The organism is Bradyrhizobium sp. USDA 3262 (genome assembly GCF_054060035.1).
The window spans coordinates 5478050-5504544 of the sequence record NZ_JBSSCT010000001.1 but is presented as its reverse complement, the minus strand read 5'-3'; the positions used below and the strand labels follow the sequence as shown (position 1 = coordinate 5504544).

At 65.1% G+C, this 26495-nt stretch carries 26 protein-coding genes and 1 pseudogene; 12 read left to right on the top strand and 15 right to left on the bottom strand.

The window, feature by feature from the left end; translation table 11 throughout:
* Positions 1 to 43 precede the first annotated feature (43 nt).
* On the top strand, positions 44 to 259 hold the full coding sequence (locus tag ACVWYP_RS25735) for a hypothetical protein (RefSeq protein WP_028332087.1): 216 nt from the start codon (positions 44 to 46) through the stop codon (positions 257 to 259).
* A gap of 9 nt (positions 260 to 268) precedes the next feature.
* On the opposite strand, the gene tgt is transcribed toward ACVWYP_RS25735, so the two are convergent.
* Positions 269 to 1402, bottom strand: coding sequence for a tRNA guanosine(34) transglycosylase Tgt (gene tgt, locus ACVWYP_RS25730; RefSeq protein ID WP_304495329.1), 1134 nt, complete (start codon positions 1400 to 1402; stop codon positions 269 to 271).
* A 247-nt stretch (positions 1403 to 1649) separates the two neighbouring features.
* Between tgt and ACVWYP_RS25725 the strand changes: the two genes are divergently transcribed.
* The 4 genes from ACVWYP_RS25725 (at position 1650) to ACVWYP_RS25710 (ending at position 5863) form a co-directional block, all read left to right on the top strand.
* A complete protein-coding gene (locus ACVWYP_RS25725) occupies positions 1650 to 2783 on the top strand; it encodes a patatin-like phospholipase family protein (protein ID WP_304495328.1) in 1134 nt (377 codons plus the stop codon).
* A 96-nt stretch (positions 2784 to 2879) separates the two neighbouring features.
* Positions 2880 to 3629 (top strand): TetR/AcrR family transcriptional regulator, encoded by a 750-nt coding sequence (locus tag ACVWYP_RS25720; RefSeq protein ID WP_304495327.1) that lies wholly within the window; start codon positions 2880 to 2882, stop codon positions 3627 to 3629.
* 262 nt (positions 3630 to 3891) lie between these two features.
* Positions 3892 to 4509, top strand: a complete 618-nt coding sequence (locus tag ACVWYP_RS25715; RefSeq protein ID WP_304495326.1) for a PepSY domain-containing protein — start codon at positions 3892 to 3894, stop codon at positions 4507 to 4509.
* A 316-nt stretch (positions 4510 to 4825) separates the two neighbouring features.
* The gene (locus ACVWYP_RS25710; RefSeq protein WP_304495325.1) at positions 4826 to 5863 is read left to right on the top strand and encodes an aspartate-semialdehyde dehydrogenase; all 1038 of its coding nucleotides are present in this window, start codon (positions 4826 to 4828) and stop codon (positions 5861 to 5863) included.
* A 193-nt stretch (positions 5864 to 6056) separates the two neighbouring features.
* Here the strand turns inward: ACVWYP_RS25710 and queA are convergent, their stop codons facing one another.
* The 5 genes from queA to coaD all read right to left on the bottom strand — a co-directional run bounded on the left by queA (position 6057) and on the right by coaD (position 9263).
* On the bottom strand, positions 6057 to 7133 hold the full coding sequence (gene queA / locus ACVWYP_RS25705) for a tRNA preQ1(34) S-adenosylmethionine ribosyltransferase-isomerase QueA (RefSeq protein ID WP_304495324.1): 1077 nt from the start codon (positions 7131 to 7133) through the stop codon (positions 6057 to 6059).
* Positions 7134 to 7268: 135 nt separating this feature from the next.
* Complete coding sequence (locus tag ACVWYP_RS25700) at positions 7269 to 7733, bottom strand: peptidylprolyl isomerase (RefSeq protein ID WP_028340742.1); 465 nt, start codon at positions 7731 to 7733, stop codon at positions 7269 to 7271.
* Positions 7709 to 8149, bottom strand: coding sequence for a hypothetical protein (locus tag ACVWYP_RS25695; RefSeq protein WP_304495323.1), 441 nt, complete (start codon positions 8147 to 8149; stop codon positions 7709 to 7711). Before ACVWYP_RS25695 ends, ACVWYP_RS25700 begins: the two co-directional genes overlap by 25 nt.
* A gap of 6 nt (positions 8150 to 8155) precedes the next feature.
* Complete coding sequence (locus ACVWYP_RS25690) at positions 8156 to 8719, bottom strand: peptidylprolyl isomerase (protein WP_304495322.1); 564 nt, start codon at positions 8717 to 8719, stop codon at positions 8156 to 8158.
* A gap of 46 nt (positions 8720 to 8765) precedes the next feature.
* A complete protein-coding gene (gene coaD / locus ACVWYP_RS25685; protein ID WP_028340745.1) occupies positions 8766 to 9263 on the bottom strand; it encodes a pantetheine-phosphate adenylyltransferase in 498 nt (165 codons plus the stop codon).
* Between the two features lie 266 nt (positions 9264 to 9529).
* Between coaD and ACVWYP_RS25680 the strand changes: the two genes are divergently transcribed.
* The 3 genes from ACVWYP_RS25680 (at position 9530) to ACVWYP_RS25670 (ending at position 12943) form a co-directional block, all read left to right on the top strand.
* Positions 9530 to 9787, top strand: a complete 258-nt coding sequence (locus ACVWYP_RS25680) for a hypothetical protein (RefSeq protein ID WP_038387125.1) — start codon at positions 9530 to 9532, stop codon at positions 9785 to 9787.
* A gap of 167 nt (positions 9788 to 9954) precedes the next feature.
* Positions 9955 to 11853: a KUP/HAK/KT family potassium transporter gene (locus ACVWYP_RS25675; RefSeq protein ID WP_439711200.1), complete on the top strand. Its 1899-nt coding sequence runs from the start codon at positions 9955 to 9957 to the stop codon at positions 11851 to 11853.
* A 118-nt stretch (positions 11854 to 11971) separates the two neighbouring features.
* Positions 11972 to 12943 carry a phosphotransferase family protein gene (locus ACVWYP_RS25670; RefSeq protein ID WP_304495321.1) on the top strand — a complete coding sequence of 324 codons (972 nt, stop codon included), beginning with the start codon at positions 11972 to 11974 and terminating at the stop codon, positions 12941 to 12943.
* A gap of 105 nt (positions 12944 to 13048) precedes the next feature.
* On the opposite strand, the gene gyrA is transcribed toward ACVWYP_RS25670, so the two are convergent.
* From gyrA to ACVWYP_RS25655, 3 genes are all read right to left on the bottom strand, one after another.
* A complete protein-coding gene (gene gyrA / locus ACVWYP_RS25665; protein ID WP_304495320.1) occupies positions 13049 to 15775 on the bottom strand; it encodes a DNA gyrase subunit A in 2727 nt (908 codons plus the stop codon).
* A 224-nt stretch (positions 15776 to 15999) separates the two neighbouring features.
* Entirely contained in the window at positions 16000 to 16398 is a 399-nt protein-coding gene (locus tag ACVWYP_RS25660) for a DUF2306 domain-containing protein (protein WP_304495319.1), read from the bottom strand.
* Positions 16399 to 16655: 257 nt separating this feature from the next.
* On the bottom strand, positions 16656 to 17147 hold the full coding sequence (locus ACVWYP_RS25655) for a single-stranded DNA-binding protein (RefSeq protein ID WP_304495318.1): 492 nt from the start codon (positions 17145 to 17147) through the stop codon (positions 16656 to 16658).
* 448 nt (positions 17148 to 17595) lie between these two features.
* Between ACVWYP_RS25655 and ACVWYP_RS25650 the strand changes: the two genes are divergently transcribed.
* From ACVWYP_RS25650 to ACVWYP_RS25635, 4 genes are all read left to right on the top strand, one after another.
* Positions 17596 to 18342: an outer membrane protein gene (locus tag ACVWYP_RS25650; protein ID WP_038387116.1), complete on the top strand. Its 747-nt coding sequence runs from the start codon at positions 17596 to 17598 to the stop codon at positions 18340 to 18342.
* Between the two features lie 258 nt (positions 18343 to 18600).
* Entirely contained in the window at positions 18601 to 19260 is a 660-nt protein-coding gene (locus ACVWYP_RS25645; protein ID WP_304500299.1) for an outer membrane protein, read from the top strand.
* 350 nt (positions 19261 to 19610) lie between these two features.
* Positions 19611 to 22598, top strand: coding sequence for an excinuclease ABC subunit UvrA (gene uvrA, locus ACVWYP_RS25640; RefSeq protein WP_028340754.1), 2988 nt, complete (start codon positions 19611 to 19613; stop codon positions 22596 to 22598).
* A 10-nt stretch (positions 22599 to 22608) separates the two neighbouring features.
* Complete coding sequence (locus tag ACVWYP_RS25635) at positions 22609 to 22803, top strand: barstar family protein (protein ID WP_369525519.1); 195 nt, start codon at positions 22609 to 22611, stop codon at positions 22801 to 22803.
* A 289-nt stretch (positions 22804 to 23092) separates the two neighbouring features.
* On the opposite strand, the gene ACVWYP_RS25630 is transcribed toward ACVWYP_RS25635, so the two are convergent.
* The 6 genes and pseudogenes from ACVWYP_RS25630 to ACVWYP_RS25605 form a co-directional block, all read right to left on the bottom strand.
* Positions 23093 to 23464: a VOC family protein gene (locus tag ACVWYP_RS25630; protein WP_304495317.1), complete on the bottom strand. Its 372-nt coding sequence runs from the start codon at positions 23462 to 23464 to the stop codon at positions 23093 to 23095.
* Positions 23465 to 23609: 145 nt separating this feature from the next.
* Positions 23610 to 23942 carry a PRC-barrel domain-containing protein gene (locus tag ACVWYP_RS25625; RefSeq protein ID WP_304495316.1) on the bottom strand — a complete coding sequence of 111 codons (333 nt, stop codon included), beginning with the start codon at positions 23940 to 23942 and terminating at the stop codon, positions 23610 to 23612.
* Positions 23943 to 24197: 255 nt separating this feature from the next.
* Positions 24198 to 25136 (bottom strand): YVTN family beta-propeller repeat protein, encoded by a 939-nt coding sequence (locus ACVWYP_RS25620; protein ID WP_304495315.1) that lies wholly within the window; start codon positions 25134 to 25136, stop codon positions 24198 to 24200.
* Positions 25137 to 25138: 2 nt separating this feature from the next.
* Positions 25139 to 25678 (bottom strand): SRPBCC family protein, encoded by a 540-nt coding sequence (locus tag ACVWYP_RS25615; protein WP_304495314.1) that lies wholly within the window; start codon positions 25676 to 25678, stop codon positions 25139 to 25141.
* Between the two features lie 156 nt (positions 25679 to 25834).
* The gene (locus ACVWYP_RS25610) at positions 25835 to 26305 is read right to left on the bottom strand and encodes an AAA family ATPase (RefSeq protein ID WP_422109746.1); all 471 of its coding nucleotides are present in this window, start codon (positions 26303 to 26305) and stop codon (positions 25835 to 25837) included.
* A gap of 69 nt (positions 26306 to 26374) precedes the next feature.
* Positions 26375 to 26479: pseudogene (locus tag ACVWYP_RS25605) on the bottom strand (AAA family ATPase); the annotation flags it as partial.
* Positions 26480 to 26495 lie beyond the last annotated feature (16 nt).

The following is a 26495-nucleotide window of genomic DNA, read 5'->3' as shown; positions in this document are numbered from 1 at the left end:
ATATACTTTCGTCAGGTGCAGCTCAGAACGCAAAGGAGGTCACATGCCAGCTCTCGCTGAAGTTCTGTCGACCACAGCGTCCAGGCCCGATCCGCGCGGCTGCGATTTGCCGACCTGTCCGGTGTGTGCTGACTCCATGGTGGCGGCGGAAGCCTCCGCGTACCTCTTCGACAATCTGATCAGCTATCTCTGGACCTGCGACAACTGCGGTTACGGGTTCGTGACCAAGCACGCGGTGAAACCGATCGTGTGCAACTGATCACACAGCTCACCTTGGAGCGATGTCACCGCGCGCCCAACCGGCGCGCGTTTTCGTTCTGAAGTCCTCGAACGCGCCGTTCGCCACCGCATCACGGATGCCCTGCATCAGCTGCTGGTAATAGGCGACGTTGATTTCGGACAGCAACATTGCCCCAAGTGTTTCGCCCGATCGCACCAAGTGATGCAGATAGGCGCGCGAATAGCCATTCGCCGCCGGCCACGGACTCTCGTCGTCGAGCGGACGCGGGTCGTCGACGTGCCGGGCGTTGCGCAGGTTGATCTGGCCGAAGCGGGTGAACGCCATGCCGTGGCGTCCGTTCCGTGTCGGCATCACACAGTCGAACATGTCGACGCCGCGCGCCACCGCCTCGAGGATGTCCTCCGGCGTGCCGACGCCCATCAGATAACGCGGCCGATCGACCGGGAGCGCCGGCGCGGTCTCCTCGATCATCGCCAGCATCACCGCCTGCGGCTCGCCGACCGCGAGGCCTCCGATCGCATAACCGTGAAAGCCGATGTCGGTCAGCCCGCGCGCGCTGACGTGCCGCAGATCCGGGACGTCGCCGCCCTGCACGATGCCGAACAGCATGTAGCCGTCCGGCGCCGCCTCGAAGGCGCGCTTGGAGCGCTCGGCCCAGCGCAGCGACAGCTGCATCGCGCGCTCGATGTCGGCGCGCTCGGCCGGCAGCCGGACGCACTCGTCCATCTGCATGGCGATGTCGGAGCCGAGCAGCCGCTGCACCTCGATCGAGCGCTCCGGCGACAGCTCGACCTTGGTGCCGTCGATATGCGAGCGGAAGGTCACGGCCTTCTCGGTCACCTTGCGCAGCTCCGACAGCGACATCACCTGGAAGCCGCCGGAATCCGTCAACATCGGGCCGCCCCAGCCGGTGAAGCGCTGCAGGCCGCCAAGCCCGGCAATGCGCTCGGCGCCGGGCCGCAGCATCAAGTGATAGGTGTTGCCGAGCACGATGTCGGCGCCGGCATCGCGCACCTCGCGCCAATGCATGCCCTTCATCGCGCCCGCGGTGCCGACCGGCATGAAGGCGGGCGTCCGCACGAGGCCGTGCGGCGTGGTCAGGCGCCCGGTGCGGGCGGCGCCGTCGGTTGCCAACAGCTCGAAATGGTTGGGAAGATTCATGCGGCTGCTTATTGCGTGTCGCCGGTGCCCGATCAACCCGTCGGATAACGGCCCTCGCGCGACTTCGTGAACACGGGCAACCGGCCGGACGCTTGCCTTGCATCGTCCGCCCCGCTAAACAAAACGAAACAGTGTCGTTTTATGACGACAATATGGCAACCGGCTTCCGCAGCGACGTCAATCCGCGAACGTGACTGGCAGAGATGGTCTCACCCCCTAGCGCCCGGCCCGCGGCGCCGGCCCTCGGATGACGGCCGCCCGCACGATCCGGCAAGCGGTCCTGCTGTGCGGCCTCGCCTTGGCGCTGGCGGCCTGCAGCTCGCTGCCGCGGATGCCCTACACGGCCGCCGATGCCGCCAATGCGCGGGTGCTCGACCTCGACGGGCTGCGCCGCTATGCCGACGAGCCGGCGTCAAAATTCAAGCTCGAGAAGAGCGACCTCGCCCCGATCAAGACCTACCTCGCGCTCTCCGGCGGCGGCGCCGACGGGGCCTATGGCGTGGGCGTCCTCAACGGATGGACTGCGGCCGGCAACCGCCCGGCCTTTTCGGTTGTTTCCGGCGTCAGCACCGGCGGACTGATTGCGCCCTTTGCCTTCCTTGGCCCGCGCTACGACGACACGCTGAAGGAGGTCTACACCTCGGGCATCGCGGAAAGCCTGCTGCAGGATCCGAGCCTGATGCGGGTGCTGTTCGGCTCCGGCCTGTTCGGCAACAAGCGGCTGCGCGAACTGGTGGCGCGCTACGTCGGGCCGGACATCCTGAGCGAGGTGGCGCGCGAAAACGCCAAGGGCCGAAAGCTCCTGATCGTCACCACAGATCTCGACACCCAGCGCACGGTGATCTGGGACATGGGACGGATCGCCGCGGTCGGAACGCCCGAGGCGCTGCAGCTGTTTCGCGACGTGATGGCCGCCTCCGCCAGCATCCCGCTGGTGTTTCCGCCGATCATGATCGACGCCGAGGGCCAGGGCCGCCGCTTCCAGGAGATGCATGTCGACGGCGGCGTGACCGCGCCGGTGCTGACGCTGCCGGACGCGCTGCTGTTCCGCGAGCGCGGCTGGCCCGCCAATGGCCGCATGAACATCTACATCCTCGTCAACAAGAAGCTCGAGGGCAACTTCGAGCTGGTGTCGAACTCGACGATCGACGTCGCCTCCCGCAGCATTTCCGCGATCACGCAGGCGCAGACGCGCTCCGTCATCCTCTCGACCTATGACTTCGCCCGGCGCAACCGGCTGGGTTTCCATCTGTCCTACATCGAGCGCGACTATCCGGCGCCGGAAACGCAGGGTTTCGACACCGCCTATATGCGCGCGCTCTACCAGTACGGATACGACAAGGCCGCCGCCGGGCAGGCCTGGACCGCGACGCCGCCTTGAGCGGCCTGCTCCCGGTACCGCCGAATGGACGAATCCGCATCGCGCGGGTTATAGACCGGACAGACCCGTCCGACGCACAACGAGATGAATGGGCAAATGGGATTGACGGCAACCAAGGCCAAGGCGGCCAAACGCGGCGTGATCAAGTCACGCGGCGGCCGGCCGACGCGGGACGCCGCGATCGAGCGCGACCAGCGGCTGATCGAGGTCGCCACCCGCCTGTTCCTCGAGCGCGGCTTCGATGCGACGTCGATAGACGCGGTGGCCGAGGCCGCCCGCGTCAGCAAGCCCACCGTCTACGGTCAGTACGGCGACAAGCGCGGCCTGTTCGCCGCGGTGCTCCGCCGCGAGATCGCCCGCTGGCTTGCCCCGCTCGCCGCTGCGGCGGCCGAAGCGCAGACCGGCAGCAACTGCGACGGTTCGGTCGAGGAACGGCTGATCGAGCTCGGCCGCCAGCTACTGGTGCTGAATTGCAGCGCCGACTCCATCGCCTTCAGCCGGATCCTGACCGCGCAAGCGATCAATTTCCCCGAGGTCGCCAAGCTTGCCGTCGACGAGGGCTGGTCGAAGGCGGTTTCCACCACGGCGGATTTCTTCGACCATCTGGTCGACATGGGCGTCCTCGATCTCGAGGACACCACGATCGCGGCCGAGACATTCCTCAACATGGTGGTCGGCCACACCCACCGGATGGCGACATTCGGAATTCCGATCGACATGAAGACCGCCGAGACCCGGATGGAGGTCTCGATCCGGCTGTTTCTCGCCGGCGCCGTCGGGCCGCAGGACCGGCTTCGCGAGGCGGCCAAGGAAGCGACGAAGACGCGCCGCCGCCCGGCCCGCTGACAGTTTTAGGATCGTTGCATCGTCTCACACGTTGTCGTGATGAACCTTGAAGAAAACAGAACGAAACCGTATTGTTTAGTTGCAATGAGACGCGGAACCCAAGTTCAGCCCCCCAACGGTTTCGTGTCGCCTTGTAACTTCGATCGTCACGACGGAGCTGCCGCCATCGCTCCGTCTGAACGTTCGGCGGCCGACCTCTGACTAACAAAGGTCGGCCGCACTTTCTCTGCCCGGGGGGCGGTTCGACGCGACGGATGCGACCATGACGACGGGACGATTACACGCACTGCGGCATTGGGCATTCGGCACGCGGCTGCTGGCAACCGCGCTCATTGCCCTGCCCTTCGCGACGCCGGCCTACGCGATCACGAGCTCAACGGCCGCGGCGCTCACCCCGCAGGACAACGACACCGCGCTCGACGTGCACGCGGTTCGCCGCGAGCTCGACAGCTTCCAGGCGGCCCAGATCTCGCTGCGCAAGGCGATGGCGATTGCGGAGGCGCTGCACTCCGGCTCGATCACCGCCGACATCAGCTTCGACGGCGCGTCGGAGCCCGCGGTCTACCGGGTCAAGACCATGCAGCAGGACCGCATCTGGCGCCACGCCATTGACGCGGCGACCGGCGAAGTGGTGGGTGGCGAGGCCGCCGCGCCGCTGAAGTCGCTCGGCACCGAAGACCGTGACAACCTCGCCGTGCTCAGGGCGCTCCGGCATCGCCTCGCCGACGCCGTGCGGGTGGCCGAGCGCACGACCTCGGGAAAGGCGATCAGCGGTGGCCTGATGCGCGAACGCGGCAAGCTCAATTTCGTCATCGTCGTGCTCGCCGGCAGCGATCTGAAAGAGGTGATCCTCGAACCGCCCGGCGCGCGCAGGCGCTGAGGCCGGCGCGGGACTCGCCAAGCTTTCCCTTGCCAAGTTTTCCCTCGCCAAGTTTTCGCCCAAAAGCCGTTGACGGACGCCGATCTGTCCCGCATAAGTCCGAACCATGATCACCGCGACCAAATGCACCAGCAAAACCACCAAGCCCTCCGGGGCCTCGGGAGGCGTGCGCGCGTAGTCGGTCGAACCGCATCATCTCTACCCGAAGCCCCGCCTGATGAAGGTCCGGGGCTTTTTTATTGCCTGCAGCCCAACAGCATGATCCGGAAAAGTGGGAACCGGTTTTCCGATCAGATCATGCTCAACCGAGACTGAAATGGAGGACAAAGTGAGTAACGATCCCGTCGTCGCGATTGTCGGCGTCACCGGCGCCGTCGGCGCCGAATTCATCGCCACCATGGACAAGCGCGGCTTCCGCGTCGGCAAGCTGAAGGCGCTGGCGAGCGCCCGCTCGGCTGGCAAGACCGTCAGCTTCCGCGGCAAGCCGGTCGTGATCGAGGAGCTGACCGAACGCGCCTTCGAGGGCGTCGACATCGCGCTGTTCTCGGCCGGCAGCGGCATCTCCAGGAAGTTCGCGCCGCTTGCGGTGAAGTCCGGCGCTGTCGTGGTCGACAATTCCTCGGCGTTCCGGATGGATCCGAATGTGCCGCTGGTGATCCCCGAGATCAACGCCAACCGCATCCGCGACCACAAGGGCATCATCGCCAACCCGAACTGCGCCGCCATCACCGCGCTGGTGCCGCTGTGGCCGATCCACCAGAAGAACCGCATCAAGCGCGTGATCATCTCGACCTACCAGGCCGCGAGCGGCGCCGGCGCAGCCGCGATGGAGGAGCTCGTCGAATCGACCCGCGCCAATCTCAACGGACAGGTCTATACCCCGAAGGTGATGCCGCACCCCTACGCCTTCAACCTGTTCAGCCACAACACCGCTATTGATCCGCAGACCGGCTACAACGACGAGGAGACCAAGGTCATCAAGGAGACCCACAAGATCTTCGAGGACGAGAAGATCGCGGTCGGCGTCACCTGCGTGCGGGTGCCGGTGCTGCGCGCGCATTGCGAGGCGATCACCTTCGAATGCGAGAAGCCGATCACCGAGGACCAGGTGCGCGCGATCATGGCGCGGGCGCCGGGCGTCAAGGTCGTCGACGATCGCACCAAGAACTACTTCCCGATGCCGATCGACGCCTCCGGCCAGGACGACGTGCTGGTCGGCCGCATCCGCAAGGATCTCAGCGATCCCAGCGGCCACTCGATCTCGATGTTCGTCGCGGCCGATCAGCTGCTCAAGGGCGCCGCCCTCAACGCGGTGCAGATCGCCGAGCTGCTGCCCGAACGCGCGATGGCGTGAATGCAAGAACCGTCATCCCCGCGCAATGGCGCAGCCATTGTCGCTGGAGGAGCCCGCGCGGCGGGCGTCTCGAAGGATGCATCGGCCCCAGTCGGGCCGTCGCCCTTCGAGGGCCGCTGAAGAAGCGGCCGCCTCAGCGACAAAGGCGAAGCCTTTGCGCGGGGGTGACGGTGAAGCAGCCGTGCTTGCGGAGCTAGCCTCGCGCGCGAAACAGCAGGCACGCGTCACCGTAGGAGTAGAACCGGTAGCCATCCCTGATCGCGTGGGCGTAGGCGCGTTGCATCGTCTCGAGGCGGGAGAACGCCGAGACCAGCATGAACAGCGTCGAGCGCGGCAGATGGAAGTTGGTCAGCAAAATATCGACCGCGCGGAAGCGGTAGCCCGGCGCGATGAAGATCGAGGTTTCCGCCGCAAACGGCTCGATCGCGCCGTCGGCATTGGCGGCGCTTTCCAGCAGCCGCAGCGACGTGGTGCCGATCGCGACGATCCGGCCGCCTTTTGCGCGCGCGGCATTCAAGGCGGAAGCGGTCTCGGCGGAGATGCAGCCCCATTCGGCATGCATCTTGTGCTCCGAGGTCTCCTCGGTCTTCACGGGCAGGAACGTCCCTGCCCCGACATGCAGCGTGAGGCGGTGCAGCTCGACGCCGCGCCTCTTCAGCGCGGCCTCCAGCGCGGGCGTGAAATGCAGCCCCGCCGTCGGTGCTGCGACCGCGCCCTCATTGGCGGCGAACATGGTCTGGTAGTCGCTGACGTCCTGGTCGTCAGGCGTGCGCTTGGAAGCGATGTAGGGCGGCAGCGGCGTGGCGCCGACATCAGCGATCGCCTGGTCGAGCACCGGACCATGGAACGAGAATGACAGCGTCACCTCGCCCTCCTGCCCCTTGGCTTCGACCTCTGCATCGAGATTGCCGAGCAGGCAGACCCTGCCCTCATTGCCGAAGCGGATGGTATCGCCGGGGCTGAGCTTCTTCGCCGGCTTCACCAGCGCCTGCCAGCGCGAGCCGTCGAGCCGCTTGATCAAGGTCGCCTCGATCTTCGGTTCGGTGTCGCGCCCGATCCGGCGGCCCTTGAGTTGCGCCGCGATCACCTTGGTGTCGTTGACGACGACCTGATCGCCCGGCTCCAGCCACCGCGGCAGGTCGGCGATCGCGGCGTCGCGCAGCACGCCGTCCAGATGCACCACCAGCATCCGCGCGGCATCGCGCGGGCTCGCGGGGCGAAGCGCGATGCTTTCCGGGGGGAGTTCGAAGTCGAAGAGATCGGTGCGCATGGCGGTGAATAATACCTCAGCGCCGTCATTCCGGGGCACGCGAAGCGTGAACCCGGAATCTCGAGATTCCACAATGCGCAATTACGCATTGGGGTTCGATGCTGCGCATCGCCGCGGAATGACGGAGTGTTTGACTTACGCCGCGTCGACGGCCATCCGCGCCTTGACGATCTTGTCCGGATCCTTCACCGGCTCGCCGCGCTTGATCTTGTCGACGTTCTCCATGCCCTCGGTGACCTTGCCCCAGACGGTGTACTGGCCGTTGAGGAACGAGGCGTCGTCGAAGCAGATGAAGAACTGGCTGTCGCCGGAATCCGGATTGGCGGCGCGGGCCATCGAGGCGGTGCCGCGGACATGCGGCTCCTTGTTGAATTCGGCCTTCAGCTTCTTGCCGGAGCCGCCCATGCCGGTGCCCTGCGGACAGCCGGTCTGCGCCATGAAGCCGTCAATCACGCGATGGAACACGATGCCGTCGTAGAAGCCCTCGCGCACCAGTTCCTTGATCCGCGCGACGTGGCCGGGCGCGAGATCCGGGCGCATCTCGATCGTGACCGGGCCCTGGGTGGTTTCGAGGATCAGAGTATTTTCGGTAGCAGCCATGCTCGCTTCTCCTGGCTTCGGGGTGGATACTTCTTATTCCTGAACGGGATTGCGAATGGACGGCCGGCGACCGCGCCGCCCAGGCTCTCGGTAAATGGCAACGGCGTACAGCGTTGCAACGTCTCCATCACCGCGATCCGGTATGCAATCCGGTCGTTGTCGGTCGCCTCCTGCGATTCATAGCTGATCCTGGGATGTCCGAGGATCGCGCCCTCGCGGTTGAAGCTGACAATGACGGTGATGTCGATCGGGCCGGCCTTGTCCGCCGGCGGCGGCCGCCAGCAGCGGTGGATGGCCAGAACAACGTCCTTGATCGTATTGAGTTGCTCCGGCTCGGCCGCCGCAGGTCCACCTAGCGCGAGCCACACCAGCAGCGGCGCGGCGAACCAGGCACGTGGTTTGCTGCGCGCCGCCATCGCGGATCACTTGATGTCGGATGCGACCTGCACCTTCACCATCTTGTCGGGATCGGTGACGGCTCCGCCAGGCGAGCCCGCAGATGCCTTCTTCAGCTTGTCGACCACGTCCATGCCCTGCACCACCTCGCCGACCACGGTGTACTGGCCATTCAGGCTCGATCCGTCGGCGAACATGATGAAGAACTGCGAATTGGCGCTGTCGACGCTGTCGCCGCGCCGGGCCATGCCGACGATGCCGCGCTTGAACGGGACTTGGGAGAATTCCTGCTTCAGGTTCGGATATTTCGAGCCGCCGGTGCCGTTGAAGTTCTGGCCGTCGCCGGTCTGCGCCATGAAGCCGTCCATCACGCGATGGAACGGCACGTTGTTGTAGAAGCCCTCGCGCGCCAGCTGCTTGATGCGCTCGGCATGCTTGGGCGCGATGTCGGTGCGCAGCTTGATGACGATGCGGCCCTTGGTGGTGTCGATCACGATCGCATCGGCCTTGTCGAGATTGGCCGGCAGCGGCTGCGCGACCGCGGGCACGACGCAGAGCAGCGCGGCAACGAATGCGAGAATGCGGATCATGGCAACTCCGGAGCTTTAACGTTCGGGGTGTGGCAGGCCGCCGGGGTCAGCCGGCGAACTTGGCCTTCAGGCTAGCGGCGACCGATGACGGCACGAATGAAGAGAAGTCGCCGCCCATCTGGGCGATTTGGCGCACCAGTGTGGCGGTGATCGGGCGGACCGCAACCGACGCCGGAACGAACACGGTATGCACCTCCGGCGCCATGGCCTCGTTCATGCCGGCCAGCTGCATCTCGTAATCGAGATCGGTGCCGTCGCGCAGGCCGCGAATCATCAGCGTGGCCTTGGACGCACGCGCCGCCGCGACCGTGAGATTGTCATAGGTCGCGCTCTCGAAGGCGCAGCCCGCCTGCTGGGCGATGGGGCCGAACACCTCATGGACCATGGCCAGCCGTTCCTCGGTGGAAAACAGCGGCTTCTTGCCGGGATGGACGCCAATGGCGACGATCAGGCGGTCGCAGAGGAAGACCGCCTGTTTCACCACGTCCAGATGGCCGTTGGTGACGGGATCGAAGGAGCCGGGATAGATCGCGATACGGGACATGGTCCCTCCTAACCCGCCCGGCTCTCCCCGGCAAGCCGCCCGGGTTCCATCGCCTGCTCGAAACAAATTTCCAGTCGTCCAGTGAACGAGTCCTGGGATGCCAGCGTCTACGGGGTGAATGTTTCGTCGGCCGTTGGCGGACGAAACAAAACCGGCCCTCGACGAAACCATTTCCCGCGGTGGCGAAGACACCAGGAAACTTGCGGCCGGTAGACGTTGGACAACGAAACGACGGGCCCGGGCGGCCCGATCAACTGGGGACCGTCATGATCAAGGCACTTTCCGCCATCGCTGTTGCCGCGTTCATTGCCGCCGCGCTCACCGTGCTGCCGGGCTTTGCGCCGCAGGTCGAAGCCTCCACCCCGCAGCCGCTGGCCAAGAGCGACCGTCTCGACGTCCACCCGGTCGGCAAGGACTGCTCGCAGCAGGCCTGGCCGAATTTCGAGGCCTCGTGCCTGCGCACCGCCGGCAACAAGACGGTGGTTCGCGAAGCCCGCCTGGTCACCGCCGACCGTACCCCGTAGCGCGCATTCAAGCGAAGTCGATCGTCAGCCTGGCGTAAGGTCAGGCCGTCACACAAAACCCAATGGTAATTTGCGACGTCCCGTCGCAGACTATCGTCTAAGGCGCCCGGCCGGATAACCCGGCGCGCGCAAGACATCGGGGGATTGCCGTGACGAGTACGCCCGCCATCGTTTCTTCTGGCCACCCCCCGTCCAGTCCGATCCCGGTTGCCGTCACGCTCGGTGCCCTCGGGGTCGTCTACGGCGACATCGGCACCAGCCCCCTCTACGCCCTGAAGGAAGCCGCCAAGGCCGCCACCCATGGCGGTCCGCTCACCGAGAGCGCGGTGCTCGGCGTGGTCTCGCTGATCCTGTGGGCGCTGATCCTCATCATCTCGATCAAATACGCGATGCTGATCCTGCGCGCCGACAACCGCGGCGAAGGCGGCATCGTCGCGCTCTTGGCGCTGCTCTCGGCGCGCAACGCGGCGCCCGGCACCTGGCGCGCCCACCTTCTGGTGGTCGGCCTGATCGGTGCCGCCCTTCTCTATGGCGACGGCGCGATCACGCCGGCCATCTCGGTGCTGTCGGCGATCGAGGGCCTCAAGGTCGACGCGCCCTCGCTGACCCCTGCGGTGGTGCCGATCACCGTCGTCATCCTGATCGGCCTGTTCATGATGCAGAAGCAGGGCACCGGCTTCATCGGGAGGATCTTCGGCCCGGTGATGCTGTTCTGGTTCGCCGTGCTGGCAGCGCTCGGCATTCACGGCATCGTCAAGGCGCCCGGCGTGCTGGTTGCGCTGAGCCCGCTCTATGCATTCGATTTCCTGATCCATCAGGATTTTCACGTCAGCTTCGCCATCCTCGGCGCTGCCTTCCTCGCGGTGACCGGCGGTGAGGCGATGTATGCCGACATGGGACATTTCGGCCGCTTTCCGATCCGGCTCGCCTGGTTCGCCGTCTGCCTGCCTGCTTTGGTGCTGAACTATTTCGGCCAGGCCGCGCTGTTGATCACCGATCCGACCGCGATCGACAACCCGTTCTTCCAGCTCTCGCCGGACTGGTCGCACTACCCGCTCGTGCTGCTCGCGACCATTGCCACGGTGATCGCCTCGCAGGCCATCATCTCGGGTGTGTTCTCGCTGACCCAGCAATCGATCCAGCTCGGCTTCCTGCCGCGCATGCACATCGAGCACACCACGAGCGATGCGATCGGGCAGATCTACGTGCCGCTGGTGAACTGGCTGCTCGCCGCCGGGACACTCGGCGCCGTACTGGTCTTCGGCAGCTCCGACGCACTCGCCGGCGCCTACGGCATTGCGGTGTCGCTGTTGATGGCGATCACCACGCTGCTTGCAGCGCTGGTCGCGATCCAGTGGGGCTATTCGCCGATCATCGTGATCGCGGTGAACGGCTTCTTTTTCGTGATCGACGCGATCTTCTTTGCGGCGAACTCGACCAAGCTGTTCGAAGGCGGCTGGTTCCCGCTGCTGCTCGCCGCTGCGGTGGCCTTCCTGATGCTGACCTGGCGCGGCGGCGTGAAACTGGTCGAGACGGCGCGCAGCAAGCTGCGTCAGCCGGAAGAAGATCTGATCGAGACCGCGGTCAACAAGTGCCACAGCCGGCTGCCGGGCACCGCCATATTCCTCGCCTCCGCCCCTAACGGCGTGCCGCTCGCCTTGACCCAGTTCGTCAAGCACAACCACGTGCTGCACCAGCGCGTGCTGCTGGTCACGGTACAGATCGAGGAATCCCCGCGCATCTCGGATGAGGATCGCGTTGTGGTTCACGACGTCACCCCGGGCATCATCCGGGTCATCCTGCGTTACGGCTTCATGCAATATCCGACCGTTTACGAAGGGCTGAAGCTCGCCTGCCGTCAGGGCAAACTGCCCGGTCTCCGGCTGACCGATGTGACCTACTACATCGGTCGCGAGACCATCATTCCGCGGGAAGACATTCCGGGCATGTGGGTGTGGCGGGAATCGCTGTTCGCCTTCCTGCAGCGCAACGCCGAGCGGTCGGCGGCGTTCTTCGGCGTGCCGACCGGACAGGTCGTGGAGTTCGGGACGGAGATCGAGATTTGATCTCGCCGCCTGCGTAGCTGCGTAGCCCGGATAGAGCGAAGCGCAATCCGGGACAATCGAAACCGCACCGCAAGCTCCCGGATTTCGCTTCGCTCCATCCGGGCTACGGCATTTGCAAATGTCCGACGATCCGCCTCTTCAGCTGAAGCCGCGCCTGGCGATTTCGATCGACCAGGCGCAGGCGATCATCGATCGGGTTGCGCCGGGCTCGCGCGTGGCAGGCATCACCGAGCTTCGCGGCGGCGAGATCAGCACGATCCTCGAGATCACGCGGGCGGATGCGCCGAGCTGCATCCTCAAGGTCTACCCCGCCCAGCTGCAATGGAAGATGGCGAAGGAGGTCCATGTCCTTGGACTTCTGCGCGACGCCGGCATTGCCATTCCGCGCATCCTCGCAGCCGACGACAGCCGCGCGCTGATCGACTTCAATTTTGTGCTGATGAGCAAGCTCGACGGCGTCGTGCTCGGCAACCGAGAGGCGGCGCTGACGGATCAGGAGCTGTTTTCGATCTACGCCGCCATGGGCGCGGCGCTCCGCCATATCAATGCCATCACGCTCGACAGCTTCGGCTATATCGGCCCGCACGGCGTCTGGACGTCGCACCCGACCAACCGCGCCTACATGTCCGCGCAGTTCGAGCGGAAGCTGACCGAGTTTTGCACGCGCGGCGGGGACGAAGCGCTGGCCGCGCGGCTGCGGGCCGGCATCCTGGCGCGCAGCGTCCTGCTCGACGCAGCCGACACGCCTCGCCTCTGCCACTATGACTTCCACGCCGGCAACGTGCTGGTGACACCGGAGGGGCAGCCGCGTCTCACCGGCATCGTCGATTTCGAGAATGCCACCGCCGGCGATCCGCTGATGGACGTCGCCAAGGCGCTCTATTACTTCACGCCGAAGGACGCGCCGAAGCGCGACGGATTGCTCGCGGGCCACGGCACAAGCGAGCGGCCGGACTGGGAGGCCACGATCGCGCTCTACCGGCTGGCCTGCACGCTCGAGCTCTGGTGCTGGTTCGCGCAGATCGGCAACGCGGACGCGCTTCCGAAGATCACCGAGGAGTTGGAACGCGCCGCGAATACCCTAGCGTAGCCCGGATGGAGCGAAGCGCAATCCGGGACGACCGACGCCGCATCAACAGCCCCGGATTTCGCTTCGCTCTATCCGGGCTACAGGAAATTCAACGGCCCGGCGGCGCTAGCCGCCGTTGCCGTTCTCGCCGTTTTCCTCTTCCGGAATGTGCTCGACCGAGACCACGTGCTCGTCCTCGGCGGTGTCGAACACGATCACGCCCTGGGTCGAGCGGCCGGCGACGCGGATGTCGGCGACCGGGCAGCGGATCAGCTGGCCCTTGTCGGTGACCAGCATGATCTGGTCGGCGTCCTCGACCGGGAACGACGCCACCAGGTTGCCGTTGCGGTTGTTGACGCTCATGGCGACGATGCCTTTGCCGCCGCGGCCGGTGGTGCGGTACTCGTAGGACGAGGTCCGCTTGCCATAGCCGTTGACGGAGACGGTCAGCACCACCTGTTCGGCCGCCGACAGTTCGGCATAGCGCTCCTGCGACAGCTGGATCGCATTCGCGGTCTCCTCGCCCTCGGCCTCGACCGGCTCCTCGGCCGCGGCCTCGCCGGCTACGGCGCGGCGCATCTTCAGGTAGGCCGAGCGCTCGTCCGAGGTGGTCTCGACATGGCGCAGGATCGCCAGCGAGATCAGCTTGTCGGCCTCGGCCAGCGCAATGCCGCGCACGCCCATCGAGGTGCGGCCGGTGAAGACGCGCACATCGGTGACGGGGAAACGGATGCACTGGCCGCCGGCGGCGGTCAGCAGCACGTCGTCATGCTCGGTGCAGATCTGGACGTCGACGATCGCCTCGCCTTCCCCGAGCTTCATGGCGATGATGCCGGAACGGCGCACGTCGACGAAGTCGGACAGCTTGTTGCGGCGAACGGTGCCGCCGGTCGTCGCAAACATCACGTCGAGATTGGCCCAGGAGGATTCATCCTCCGGCAGCGGCATGATCGTGGTGATACGCTCGCCCTGCTCCAGCGGCAGGATATTGATCAGCGCCTTGCCGCGCGCGTTCGGCGCCGCCATCGGCAGCCGCCAGACCTTCTCCTTGTAGACCTGGCCGCGCGACGAGAAGAACAGCACCGGCGTGTGCGTGGAAGCCACGAACAGGCGCGAGACGAAATCCTCGTCGCGGGTCTGCATGCCGGCGCGGCCCTTGCCGCCGCGGCGCTGCGCCCGGTAGGTCGACAGCGGCACGCGCTTGACGTAGCCCGCATGCGACACGGTGACGACCATGTCCTCGCGCTGGATCAGGTCCTCGTCCTCGACCTCGCCTTCCTGCTCGATGATCACAGTCTTGCGCGGGGTGGCGAACTGCTGCTTCACCTCCGCCAGCTCGGTCTTGACGATGCCCTGTACGCGGGCACGCGAGCGCAGGATGTCGAGATAGTCGGCGATCTCGGCCGCCAGCTTGTCGAGCTCTTCGGAAATCTCGTCGCGCCCCAGCGCGGTCAGGCGCTGCAGCCGGAGATCGAGGATGGCCCTGGCCTGCTCCATCGACAGCCGCAGCGTGCCATCCTCGTTGATGCGATGCCGGGGATCGTCGATCAGCGTGATCATCGCCTCGACGTCGCGGGCCGGCCAGTCGCGCGACATCAGGGCCTCGCGCGCGGTGTTCGGATCGGGCGAGGTTCGGATGACACGGATGATCTCATCGATATTGGCGACCGCGATCGCGAGGCCGACCAGGATGTGGGCGCGATCGCGCGCCTTGCCGAGCAGGAACTTGGTCCGCCGGGTCACCACCTGCTCGCGGAACGCGACGAAGATGGTGAGCAGGTCCTTCAGATTCATGGTCTGCGGACGGCCGGAATCCAGCGCCAGCATGTTGGCCGGGAAATTGGTCTGCAGCGGCGTGAACCGGTAGAGCTGATTGAGCACCACGTCGGGCACCGCTTCGCGCTTCAGCTCGATGACGACGCGATAGCCGTCACGGTCGGACTCGTCGCGCAGGTCGCCGATGCCCTCGATCTTCTTCTCTTTGACGAGATCGGCGATGCGCTCGACCATCGTCGCCTTGTTCACCTGATAGGGAATCTCGGTGATGATGATCGCTTCACGGTCCTTGCGGATGGTGTCGATCGTCACCTTGCCGCGCATCACGATCGAGCCGCGGCCGAGGTGGTAGGCGCTGCGGATGCCCTGACGGCCGAGGATCACGCCGCCGGTCGGGAAGTCCGGTCCGGGAATGATGTCGATCAGCTCGTCGATCGTGAGCGCCGGATTATCGATCAGCGCCACGCAGGCGTCGACGACCTCGCCGAGATTGTGCGGCGGAATGTTGGTCGCCATGCCGACGGCGATGCCGCCGGCGCCATTGACCAGAAGGTTCGGGAACCGGGCCGGCAGAACCGACGGCTCTTTCTCGGAGTTGTCGTAGTTCGGCTGGAAATCGACGGTCTCCATGTCGATGTCGGCCAGCACGGCCAGCGCCGCCTTGGTCAGCCGCGCTTCGGTATATCGATAGGCCGCCGGCGGATCGCCGTCGACCGAACCGAAATTGCCCTGACCGTCGATCAGCGGCACGCGCAGCGAGAAATCCTGCGCCATGCGGACCATCGCGTCGTAAATCGACTGGTCGCCATGCGGGTGATATTTACCGATCACGTCGCCGACGACGCGGGCGGATTTCACGTATTTCTTGTCCGGCGTATGTCCCTGCTCATGCATCGAATAGAGGATGCGCCGGTGCACCGGCTTGAGCCCGTCGCGCGCATCGGGCAGCGCACGCGACACGATCACGCTCATCGCGTAATCGAGGTAGGACTTCTTCATCTCGTCGAGAATGGAAACGGGACGAATATCTGAGGGTCCCGGCGGCTCGCCGGGCTTGTGGTCGTCGTTATCGGACAAAGGGGAAATCCGGTCAGTTCTACTGGGGAATCATATAGACCATCGAAGGCCTGATAACCACCCTTGCGCGGCTCCGGCAAGCCGTTTTTCCCTTCGTTTTTTCATGCACTTACGGGTGGAGCGCCGAGGTTCCGGCTGCTTGGTCGGGAAGCGCGTAGCGAATGGCGAATAGCGAATGGAAAAATCCCTGTTCGCCACTCGCCATTCGCTACTCGCCTCTCCCGTCAGTGGCCGAAAACCACCGCATGCATGATCCGCCCGGGCATGAAGGTGAACAGTCCGGCGATGAGCAGTGCGCCGAAGAAGATGCCGATCATCGTGAACCTGTGGCGGCGGACATTGTGGCTCCGAGCGGCCGTTACGCCGAGCACCAGCATCGCCAGCGAGAAGATCGACAGCAGGTGGATCGGGCTCCAGGGACCGACCAGCTGGATCTGATGGATCCAGAACGAGCTTCCGGCGACCACCAACATCAGGATCACCCAGATCCAGCCCAGGGTCCGGTGCGGCAGCGTGCCCTTGGGGGCGGCGAGCTGAACGGAGCCGAGCACGAAGGCGGCCATCGCGGCAAAGGCGTGAAGCGGGATCGCAGGCGCTGCGTCGAGCAATGGCGCGAGGCTCATGATGACGGCCCTCGAGTGAAGCTCGCGGCCAGACATCAAATGCCGCAGATCAATGTAAATAACATTTACATCGACCTGTGTCAAAGTTCAGGGAACCCGCATCACCGCACGTGAACCACCGCCGTTCTAGCAGATGGTTACGGGGTTATCCTCATAATCCACACGAGGAGATTGCCGCTCCGGATCGCAGCGACCGTTCCGGAAAATGATCTTCACGGAACGGCGCCTGACGGCATCGATAGAAGCGCGACCGCTCCTCAGAACGGGATGTCGTCGTCCATGTCGCTGTTGCGGCTGCCGCCGCCCGCGGCGACGGCGCGGCGCGGCGCCGAGCTGACCGGTCCGGACGAGCCGAAATCGCTGCCGCTATCATCGGAGAAGCTGCCGCCTCCACCGCCGCGCCCGTCGAGCATGGTGAGGTTGGAGTTGAAGCCCTGCAGCACGACCTCGGTCGAGTACTTCTCGACGCCGCTCTGGTCGGTCCATTTGCGGGTCTGCAGCTGACCCTCGATGTACACCTTGGCGCCCTTCTTCAGATACTGCTCGGCGACCTTGCAGAGGCCCTCGTTGAAGATCACGACGCGGTGCCACTCGGTCTTTTCCTTGCGCTCGCCGGTGCCCTTGTCGCGCCAGGTTTCCGAGGTGGCGATGGAAAGGTTTGCGATCGGACGGCCGTCCTGCGTCCGCCGGATTTCCGGATCCTTGCCGAGGTTGCCCACCAGGATCACCTTGTTCACGCTTCCTGCCATCGCATCATCTCCACTCAAAACCGGGCGTCCGGACATCGGCCGCCACTCTCAACCTTCGCCACTTACGTCGCAGGCGTCGTGGATGACCCTATACGCCGGTGCCGGCTCGCCGCCTTTGCCGTCGCGCCGGTTATCCACGATATTCGAGATATAGCATCGCATCCGGAATTGTTCCAGTTTTGTTCGCCACAACCAGCCGTAGAAGCGGCCAGTGCTGACGGAGCGGCAATCGACATCGGCACCGGCCGACGCCTGGCAGCGAGATCTATAAAAATAGCAAGCAAATCAGTGCCTTGCCTCATCGTTACTTCTTCCGCGAGTGTTGCATTTGGGAGACGGCGTTTGCGGTTGAATCAGCGTATAGCTACCAATCATGGCGCGGGCGCTCGCGTCTGGGATCGTGCTTCGGGACCGTTTGGAAGCCGATCGGGGAGCTGGGGGATTGATAATGAAGAAGTTTTTGCTCGGTACGGTTGCTCTGATTGCGTTTGCTGCGCCTGCCGCGGCCGCCGACCTCGCTGCGCGCCCCTACACCAAGGCGCCGCCGCCCGTGATTGCCCCGATCTATGACTGGACCGGTTTCTACATCGGCGCCAACGGCGGCTGGGGCTCGAGCCACAATTGCTGGGACCAGCTCCCGGCCGGCATCTTCCTCGCCTCGGACGGTTGCCATGACGCAACCGGCGGCGTCGCTGGTGGCCAGATCGGCTATCGCTGGCAGGCCGGCGCCTGGGTGTTCGGCCTTGAAGCGCAGGGCGACTGGGCTGACCTGAAGGGCAGCAACGGCAGCGCGATCTTCCCGGGCCTGTTCACCAACCAGTCCAAGATCGACGCGTTCGGCCTGTTCACCGGCCAGATCGGTTATGCCGTCAACAACGTGCTGCTCTACGCCAAGGGCGGTGCGGCGCTGACCGACAACCGCTTCAACACCTACTTCACCCCGACCGGCGTGCTGGTCGGCAGCGCAAGCGACACCCGCTGGGGCGGCACCGTCGGCGCCGGCATCGAAGTCGGCTTCGCGCCGAACTGGACCGCAGGCATCGAATACGACCACCTGTTCATGCAGGACAAGACCTACAACCTGATCGCCCCCAACGGCACGCTGAACAGCACCATCCGTGATCGTCAGGACGTCGACCTCGTCACCGTCCGCGTGAACTACAAGTGGGGTGGCCCGGTCGTCGCGCGCTACTGAACGCGCGAAGCAGATTGATCCAGACAAAAGGCCGGCCTCGTGCCGGCCTTTTTGTTTGTGCGCCGGCTTTTCGTTGCGTGTGCGCGTGCGCCTCACCGCGGCCGTTTTCGGTGCGTTGTGGTTTCGCGGATACACACGTTCCGGCATTTCTCTGTAGAAGCACCGGCACGTCACGCGACACTGCTGTGACGCTCTCTTCAAAATCTTTGAAGGGACAACAAGAAAATGGGCAAGAAAAACGGGACTCGGACTTTGAAAATCAGGAATGTTTTGCTGGCATCGGCCGGCTTGTTTGCACTGAGCGCTTTTGCACCTGCGATGGCCGCCGACATGGCGGCTCGCGCCCCCTACGTGAAGGCTCCGCCGCCGGCCGCGATCTACAACTGGACCGGCTTCTACGTCGGCGGCTTCGGCGGCTACGCCAGCGAGAACTCCGGCACCCCGAGCATGGAAGGCGGCTTCGGCGGCGGTACCATCGGCTACAACTGGCAGGCCGGCAACATCGTGTACGGCCTCGAGGTCGACGCTGCAGGCGCTGACATCGACGCTTCGGTCTCCGCCCTCGGCGTCACCGCCCGGAGCAAGATCGACTCGCTCGGCACCGTGCGCGGCCGCCTCGGCTTCGCCGTCGACAAGGTGCTGTTCTATGGCACCGGCGGCTACGCCTGGGCCAACAACGAGGTCAGCGTCACCGCGCTCGGCGTGACCGCCTCGCAGAGCAACTTCCACTCCGGCTGGACCGTCGGCGCCGGCGTCGAGGCGTTCATCGCCCCGCAGTGGTCGATCAAGGGCGAATACCTGTATCGCAGCCTCGACAGCGAGAACTATTTCGGCGTGCCGTCCGGTACGCTCGAGCTGCACAGCGCCCAGTTCGGCGTGAACTATCACTTCGGCGGCCCGATCGTCGCCAAGTACTAAGATCGATCTGCGATCAGATCGCACGGAAAGGCCGGCCTCGCGCCGGCCTTTTTGCGTAGGAGCGTTTTTAAGCGAAGCGGATTCCGGCTCGCGCAAAGAAAACGCGTCAAAGCAGGAATCTGGAGTCCCCCGTTCCGATTCCGTCGGAACGGGAAAGGCTCTCGCGGAACCGGCGCTGCTGACGGCTGCTGCCATCAGGCAAACTATCCGTTGATGGACGCGACTCAGCACTGGAAATTGTCGGCCGTTCTTCCTACGTTCCAGTCTTCACACCCCATCGGCGCAAGGTCCCGGCATCACCGGCGATGCGCGCCCAAAAGGCGCCCAAGCATGCGCCCGGAACTGTCGCTATGGATGAAGTGCTCAAGGCGAAGCGCCAACAGAACGCCGGCTCCTCATCGCGTGCCATCACGATCCGTGGCGCGCGCGAACACAATCTGAAGAACATCGACGTCGAGATTCCCCGCGACAAGCTCGTGGTGTTCACCGGCCTGTCCGGCTCCGGCAAGTCGTCGCTCGCGTTCGACACCATCTATGCCGAGGGCCAGCGCCGCTACGTCGAATCGCTGTCGGCCTATGCGCGCCAGTTCCTCGAGATGATGCAGAAGCCGGATGTCGACCAGATCGACGGCCTGTCGCCGGCGATCTCGATCGAGCAGAAGACCACGTCGAAGAACCCGCGCTCCACCGTCGGCACCGTCACCGAGATCTACGACTACATGCGCCTGCTCTGGGCGCGCGTCGGCGTGCCCTATTCGCCGGCCACCGGCCTGCCGATCGAGAGCCAGATCGTCTCGCAGATGGTCGACCGCGTGCTCGCGCTGCCGGAAGGCACCCGCCTCTACCTGCTGGCGCCGGTCGTGCGCGGCCGCAAGGGCGAGTACAAGAAGGAGCTCGCCGAGTACCTCAAGAAGGGCTTTCAGCGCGTCAAGATCGACGGCACCTTCTACGAACTGTCCGAGGCGCCCGCGCTCGACAAGAAATTCCCGCACGACATCGACGTCGTGGTCGACCGCATCGTGGTGCGTCCCGACCTCGCCCAGCGCCTCGCGGAAAGCTTTGAGACCGCGCTGAAGCTCGCCGAGGGCCTCGCCGTGATCGAATACGCCGATGCGCCGGCGGCGGCCGCCCAGGACGACAAGAAAGAGGACAAGAAGAAGACCGCGAAGATCCACGACAAGAGCGGGCCCGAGCGCATCCTGTTCTCGGAAAAATTCGCCTGTCCGGTCTCCGGCTTCACGATCCCCGAGATCGAGCCGCGCCTGTTCTCGTTCAACAACCCCTATGGCGCCTGCCCGGCCTGCGGCGGCCTCGGCGTCGAGCAGCATATCGACGAGGATCTGGTCATCCCCGACAAGGAGCTGACCTTGCGCAAGGGCGCGATCGCGCCCTGGGCGAAATCGTCCTCGCCCTATTACATCCAGACCCTGACCGCGCTCGGCAAGCACTACAAGTTCACGCTCGACACCAAGTGGAAGGACCTCACCAAGAAGGTCCAGAACGCGCTGCTGCACGGCTCCGGCGACGACGAGATCAAGTTCTCCTATGAGGACGGCGTCCGCTCCTACGACACCAAGAAGCCGTTCGAGGGCGTCATCACCAACATCAACCGCCGCTACCGCGAGACCGAGAGCGAGTGGGCGCGCGAGGAGCTCGGCAAGTATTTCTCCGACGTGCCCTGCGCCGGCTGCAACGGCCACCGGCTGAAGCCGGAGGCGCTGTGCGTCAAGATCGGCGGCAAGCACATCGGCGAGATCTCGGAGCTCTCGGTGAAGCGCGCCGGCGAATGGTTCGAGACGGTGCCGGAGGCGCTGAACGCGCAGCAGAACGAGATCGCGACACGCATCCTGAAAGAGATCCGCGAGCGCCTGACCTTCCTGCTCGACGTCGGCCTGAACTACCTGACGCTGTCGCGCTCGTCCGGCACGCTGTCGGGCGGCGAGAGCCAGCGCATCCGCCTCGCCTCGCAGATCGGCTCGGGCCTCACCGGCGTGCTCTACGTGCTGGACGAGCCGTCGATCGGCCTGCACCAGCGCGACAACGCCCGCCTGCTCGACACCCTGAAGCGGCTGCGCGACCTCGGCAACACCGTGGTCGTGGTCGAGCATGACGAGGACGCCATCCGCCTCGCCGATTACGTGCTCGATATCGGGCCCGGCGCCGGCATGCATGGCGGCCACATCGTCGCCGAGGGCACGCCCGACCAGATCATGCGCAACCCGAAATCGCTGACCGGCAAGTATCTCACCGGCGAGCTTTCGGTTCCCGTGCCCGACCGGCGGCCACCGAACCACCGGCGCACCATCAAGGTCGTCAACGCCCGCGGCAATAACCTCAAGAACGTCTCCGCCGAGATTCCGCTCGGCCTGTTCACCTGCGTCACCGGCGTGTCCGGCGGCGGCAAGTCGACGCTGCTGATCGACACGCTGTACCGCGCCATCGCCCGCAAACTGAACAATGCCAGCGAGGGCGCGGCGCCGCACGACCGCATCGAGGGCCTTGAGCACATCGACAAGATCATCGACATCGACCAGTCGCCGATCGGCCGCACGCCGCGCTCCAACCCCGCGACCTATACCGGCGCCTTCACGCCGATCCGCGAATGGTTCGCCGGTCTGCCCGAAGCGAAAGCGCGCGGCTACGAGCCCGGGCGCTTCTCCTTCAACGTCAAGGGCGGCCGCTGCGAAGCCTGCCAGGGCGACGGCGTCATCAAGATCGAGATGCACTTCCTGCCCGACGTCTACGTCACCTGCGACACCTGCAAGGGCAAGCGCTACAACCGCGAGACGCTGGAGGTGCTGTTCAAGGGTAAGAGCATCGCCGACGTGCTCGACATGACCGTCGAGGAAGCCGCCGAGTTCTTCAAGGCGGTGCCGCGCGTGCGCGAAACCTTCCAGACCCTGCACCGCGTCGGCCTCGACTATATCCATGTCGGCCAGCAGGCGACGACGCTGTCGGGCGGCGAAGCCCAGCGCGTCAAGCTGGCGAAGGAGCTGTCAAAGCGCGCCACCGGCCGCACGCTCTACATCCTGGACGAGCCGACCACCGGCCTGCACTTCCACGACGTCGCAAAACTGCTCGAGGTGCTGCACGAGCTCGTCGCCCAGGGCAACACGGTCGTCGTGATCGAGCACAATCTCGAGGTCATCAAGACCGCCGACTGGGTGATCGACCTCGGCCCCGAAGGCGGCGACGGCGGCGGCGAGATCGTCGCCTGGGGCCCGCCGGAGGACATCGTCAAGGCGCCGCGCAGCTACACCGGCAAATTTTTGGCGCCGGTGCTGAAGAAGGCGAACAGCAAGCCGAGGAAGAGCTCAGCGAGCGAGGCGGCGGAGTGACATTGGCAGGGTGAGCGGGCTGCAAACAAGCTTCGCGTTCGGAGATGACAGCGCTCCGCACACCGCTGCGGCGCGCGCAGACATTCCCGAAAACGTGACAAGCAAAGCAGCGCTCTTGGCAACGCTCGCAGCGCAGCTCCGACTCCCCGATTACTTTGGCAACACTTGGGATGCGTTCGAGGAATGTATTCGCGATCTCTCATAGTTGCCCCACGGTCCCGTATTCGTAGCGCATGCGGACGTGCCCCTGATTAGCGACGTGTCGAACGCCATGACCTATGTGGCAATTCTGAATGACGCTGTTTGCAAGATGTCGCGATCGGCGGACCATCCGCTTTCTGTCGCATTTCCACCCCAGTATCGCGACCAGGTCATGTGGTTGCTTCGAGCGGACCACGCCCGTCGCACGTAGCGCGCAGGATGGGTGGAGCGAAGCGAAACCCATCGACTCATCTCGCGGCCCGAACGATGGGTATCGCTTCGCTCCACCCATCCTACGGATTTCCTCGGTAAGTGGCTATCTGCCAGACGTTTGCCCAGGAATCCCGGGCCGTCGCTCGCGTGTCGCCATAGGGCGTGTCCGCAGGCGCCTCGATCGATTCAGCGCCGGCCACTATCGCCCGCCGATAGGTCTCGTCCGCGTTCTCGACATAGACATAGAGAAAGGCCGGCATCGCCTCGCGGACGCCTCCGCCGTCGCTGATCAGGATGATCGAGTCTCCGATCCGCATTTCCGTTGGCGCGCCGGGCCGGACTTCGCCTTCCGCGCCGAAAACGTCTCTCAGGAATCCGGCCAAGCCGGCGACGTCGCGTGTGACAATTCGGGTTATGACGGAAGGCCAGCCGACGGGCTTGAACTGGGGCATGGGTCTGCGTTTGCTTAGGTCACGACGACGCGTCGTAGACTAGTAGCCCGGATAAGCGAAGCGACATCCGGGACTCTCGGAGTCATCGACGTCTGCCCCGCATGTCGCTTCGCTCATGCGGGCTACAACAACTCTCACCTCCGCGCTACACCGCCCAATAATTCGGGTGCGTGTAGGCGTGCGAGCGGTCGCCCCAGTCGAACTCGTCGCCGTCGAACTCGGACGGGCCGGACCGCAGGTCGTCCAGCGTCACCTCGGCCTCGAAGGCCTGGCGCACAGGGTCAAAGCGCAGTGCGGCCCATCTGACGGGATAGTGGTGGTGGGTGCTCAGCACGCCGCCGGTCTTGATGATGGCGTAGGCCACCGTTCCGCTCACCTTGTCGAGCATCAGCCGCTCGATCGACCCAAGTTTTGCGCCGTCGCGCCCGTAGACGCAGACGTGCTCGACCCGGTCACTGGGCACCAAGGTATGATGCATTGCATCCTCCCTGTTTCCTGGTGTTTGCCTGATAATATAGGCCTGTCGTCCCGAGGAGCCAACAGGGCGCCGAGCCGTGGGGCGTAGAGGATGGGTAGAGCGAAGCGAAACCCATTAGCCCACGGCCCGAATGATGGGTATCGCTTCGCTCCATCCATCCTGCGATGGTCCGCAAGTAGCCCGGATGAGCGAAGCGATATCCGGGACTTTCTCGTGCCCCGCATATCGCTTCGCTCATGCGGGCTACCGGCCCCCCTACTCCGTCCTTCTCAAGAATGCCCCGAACGCGCGCGGGCCGTCGCCGACCTTGACCTCGCCAATCACCTTCATCTCGGCGGCGTCGATCACGCTCAGCGTGTTGCTCTCCCAGTTCGCGACCAACACCTGCTTGCCGTCGGCGGTCGCCTCGATGCCTTCGGGGTAATCGCCGACCGTGATGCGCTTCACGGGCTGCAAGGTCGCGAGGTCGAACACGCTGACCTTGCCGTCATACTGGTCGGTGACGAAACCGCGGCCCTGCGCCAGCGCCACCGCGTAGGGACGCAGGCCGACATGGACGCGGCCGATCTCGCGGGCGGTCGCGATGTCGATCACCGAGACGTCGTTGGTACCGACATTGGCGGTGTAGGCGCGCTTGCCATCGGCATCGATCGTGACGCCGAACGGCCGCGTCCCGACCTTCACGATCCCCCTCCGCTCGCGCGAGGCGGTGTCGATGATGGAGACGCTGTCATCGTCGCGATCGGCCGACAGCAGCAGCAGCCCATCCGGCGTCACCGCCAGCCCGGACGGCGATGCACCGACCGCGATACTCGCGGCGACACGCCGCTCTCTGGCGTCGATCACCCGCACCGCGGCGGCGTACCAGTCGGCGACATAGACCGTGGCGCCGTCGGGCGCGACCGCGATGCCGAGCGGCCCGCCGCCGACATCAACCCGGCCGACGACCTTTCGCGTCGACGCGTCGACCACCGTGACCGCCTTGGCATCCGGGCTGGTCACATAGGCGAAGCGGCCGTCATTGCTGACGGCAACGCCGGCGGGCTTGCCGCCGATCGCGATGGTCGCGACCGGCTTCGAGGTCGCGAGATCGACCACCGTGAGGTCGTCGCTGAGCTGGTTGGTGACGAACGCCTCCTCGGCGCGCGCGGCGCCGAGGCTGGCAAGCAGCGCGACGAGAGCAATCGCGCGCACGCTCAGGTCCCGCTCTCGATCTTCTTCTTCAGCGCTTCGAGCCCGGCCTTGTAGAGCCCGCTCACCGCCTTCACCGCGGCCTGGTCGCTCAGCTCCGGGGGCGGATCATTGTTGGGAAATCCGCGGTAGAACGCGCCGGCCCATTCCAGCTTCGACTTGCCGTCCGGCGCCGGCGACACCGTCAGCGTCGAGGAATAATTGGTGACCGGCAGCACCTTCACGTCGACCGCGGTGATCCGGTACGAATAGCTCATCATCTCCGGTTCGTATTTGTAGAGTTCCTCGTCGACGGTGGCGCCGGGGCCCAGCGTCAGCCGCCGCGTGGCGCCGATCTCGTTGCCCTTCTCGCCCTCGGTCTTGGTGACGCCGGCGAGCCAGTTCATGTCCTGGAAATTGCCGATCACCGCCCACACCTTCGCCTGCGGCGCGTCGATCTCGATCGATTCCCGCACCTTCTGGCGGGTCGGCCCGTGAGCCCACGCGGCCCCCAACACAGCCAATGCCGCCACCACGACGCAAGCTCGCGCGATCGTTCGCCTCATCCTTGTTCTCTCCCGATGTGTGTCGGCCATCCGCCGCCTGGCGCATGCCGCAGTTTATGGTCCGGGTTCTAGACTAGATCGGGGACCGGCTTCTTGCACCAGAGCGAAGTCGCGGCCGGCGGCTTCCCCGGGAGGCAAGCCCGCCGGGCGGCGGTCTCACTCCTCGATCGCCGCCTCGACGAACCCTTTGGGATCGTCGCAGAACTCGCGCATGACCTTGTAATGATCGGTGTCCCTCAGGTTCACCGGCTCCAGCCCGTATTTCGTCAGCCGCAGCAGCGTCGCATTCGGATAGGCCATCAGCACCGGTGAATGCGTGGCCATGATCACCTGGCAGTGGCCGGTGCCGTTCATCCGGTGCAGCAGCTTGAGGAATTCGATCTGGCGCGACGGCGACAGCGCGGATTCCGGCTCGTCGAAGATGAAGATGCCTTGCCGCTGGCAGCGCTCCTCGAAGAAGCGCAAAAAGCCCTCGCCATGCGAATGCGACAGGAAGTCAGCATAGGGGCTGGCGACGGAGTCGAGATATCTGGCGACCGAGAAGAAGCTCTCGGCGCGGAAGAACCAGCCATTGGTGATTTTCGGCAGCCAGCTCGCGCGGAGCGCGGTCGCAAGCGAGCCGCCCATTTCCTCGACCGCATTGCTGTGATCGACCGGCATATAGCCCTTGCCGCCGCCGGCATCATCATAGCCGGCCATCACGGCGATCCCCTCGAGCAGCGTCGACTTGCCGGTGCCGTTCTCGCCGACAATGATGGTGATTGCCTTGTCGAAGCTCAGCTCGAAATCGTCGCGCAGCAGCGGCAGCACGAACGGG

Excerpts from the sequence above, each read along its gene's own strand:
- ACVWYP_RS25630 (WP_304495317.1), bottom strand. The coding sequence starts at position 23,464 with ATGCCCCAGTTCAAGCCCGTCGGCTGGCCTTCCGTCATAACCCGAATT.
- ACVWYP_RS25655 (WP_304495318.1), bottom strand. The coding sequence starts at position 17,147 with ATGGCAGGAAGCGTGAACAAGGTGATCCTGGTGGGCAACCTCGGCAAG.
- ACVWYP_RS25680 (WP_038387125.1), top strand. The coding sequence starts at position 9,530 with ATGATCAAGGCACTTTCCGCCATCGCTGTTGCCGCGTTCATTGCCGCC.
- ACVWYP_RS25715 (WP_304495326.1), top strand. The coding sequence starts at position 3,892 with ATGACGACGGGACGATTACACGCACTGCGGCATTGGGCATTCGGCACG.
- ACVWYP_RS25720 (WP_304495327.1), top strand. The coding sequence starts at position 2,880 with ATGGGATTGACGGCAACCAAGGCCAAGGCGGCCAAACGCGGCGTGATC.
- ACVWYP_RS25660 (WP_304495319.1), bottom strand. The coding sequence starts at position 16,398 with ATGAGCCTCGCGCCATTGCTCGACGCAGCGCCTGCGATCCCGCTTCAC.
- ACVWYP_RS25625 (WP_304495316.1), bottom strand. The coding sequence starts at position 23,942 with ATGCATCATACCTTGGTGCCCAGTGACCGGGTCGAGCACGTCTGCGTC.
- ACVWYP_RS25670 (WP_304495321.1), top strand. The coding sequence starts at position 11,972 with ATGTCCGACGATCCGCCTCTTCAGCTGAAGCCGCGCCTGGCGATTTCG.
- ACVWYP_RS25710 (WP_304495325.1), top strand. The coding sequence starts at position 4,826 with ATGGAGGACAAAGTGAGTAACGATCCCGTCGTCGCGATTGTCGGCGTC.
- ACVWYP_RS25650 (WP_038387116.1), top strand. The coding sequence starts at position 17,596 with ATGAAGAAGTTTTTGCTCGGTACGGTTGCTCTGATTGCGTTTGCTGCG.
- tgt (WP_304495329.1), bottom strand. The coding sequence starts at position 1,402 with ATGAATCTTCCCAACCATTTCGAGCTGTTGGCAACCGACGGCGCCGCC.
- queA (WP_304495324.1), bottom strand. The coding sequence starts at position 7,133 with ATGCGCACCGATCTCTTCGACTTCGAACTCCCCCCGGAAAGCATCGCG.
- ACVWYP_RS25690 (WP_304495322.1), bottom strand. The coding sequence starts at position 8,719 with ATGATCCGCATTCTCGCATTCGTTGCCGCGCTGCTCTGCGTCGTGCCC.
- ACVWYP_RS25610 (WP_422109746.1), bottom strand. The coding sequence starts at position 26,305 with ATGGGCGGCTCGCTTGCGACCGCGCTCCGCGCGAGCTGGCTGCCGAAA.
- uvrA (WP_028340754.1), top strand. The coding sequence starts at position 19,611 with ATGGATGAAGTGCTCAAGGCGAAGCGCCAACAGAACGCCGGCTCCTCA.
- ACVWYP_RS25735 (WP_028332087.1), top strand. The coding sequence starts at position 44 with ATGCCAGCTCTCGCTGAAGTTCTGTCGACCACAGCGTCCAGGCCCGAT.
- ACVWYP_RS25725 (WP_304495328.1), top strand. The coding sequence starts at position 1,650 with ATGACGGCCGCCCGCACGATCCGGCAAGCGGTCCTGCTGTGCGGCCTC.
- ACVWYP_RS25700 (WP_028340742.1), bottom strand. The coding sequence starts at position 7,733 with ATGGCTGCTACCGAAAATACTCTGATCCTCGAAACCACCCAGGGCCCG.
- ACVWYP_RS25695 (WP_304495323.1), bottom strand. The coding sequence starts at position 8,149 with ATGGCGGCGCGCAGCAAACCACGTGCCTGGTTCGCCGCGCCGCTGCTG.
- ACVWYP_RS25615 (WP_304495314.1), bottom strand. The coding sequence starts at position 25,678 with ATGAGGCGAACGATCGCGCGAGCTTGCGTCGTGGTGGCGGCATTGGCT.
- coaD (WP_028340745.1), bottom strand. The coding sequence starts at position 9,263 with ATGTCCCGTATCGCGATCTATCCCGGCTCCTTCGATCCCGTCACCAAC.